The sequence below is a fragment of the Hydrogenovibrio sp. 3SP14C1 genome (assembly GCF_029625905.1).
In the GTDB taxonomy this organism is placed as follows: Bacteria; Pseudomonadota; Gammaproteobacteria; order Thiomicrospirales; family Thiomicrospiraceae; genus Hydrogenovibrio.
Window position 1 is genome coordinate 1 of record NZ_JARTLM010000039.1, and the last position, 322, is coordinate 322.

Genomic DNA, 322 nt, shown 5'->3' on the forward strand with positions numbered 1-322 from the left:
GGGTCCTGTTCGATCAGGTAAGGCTTCACCGCCGCCAGGTGTTCCAGGAACAGCGCCATATCCACGACCAGGTCCCGCTGCACGGGGAAGTGCGCCAGCGGTTCGATACGAATCTCGTCAGGGTAGTCGCGCAGGAAGGTTTTACAGCCCAGCTTGGGAATGCCGTTGACCATGACGCCGCAGGAGCCACAAATCGCCATTCGGCAAGACCAGCGGTAGCTCAGCGTGCTGTCCTGCTGCTCCTTGATATGGTTCAACGCGTCGAGAAGCGAGGTGCTCTCCTCCACCGCAACGTCGTAGGTTTGCCAGTAGGGTTCCGCTG

1 protein-coding gene is annotated in these 322 nt (G+C 60.2%); it reads right to left on the reverse strand.

The window, feature by feature from the left end:
• Positions 1-322, reverse strand: a 322-nt coding sequence (locus tag P8629_RS11545; protein ID WP_278166276.1) for a 2Fe-2S iron-sulfur cluster-binding protein, incomplete at both ends; no start/stop codon positions are given.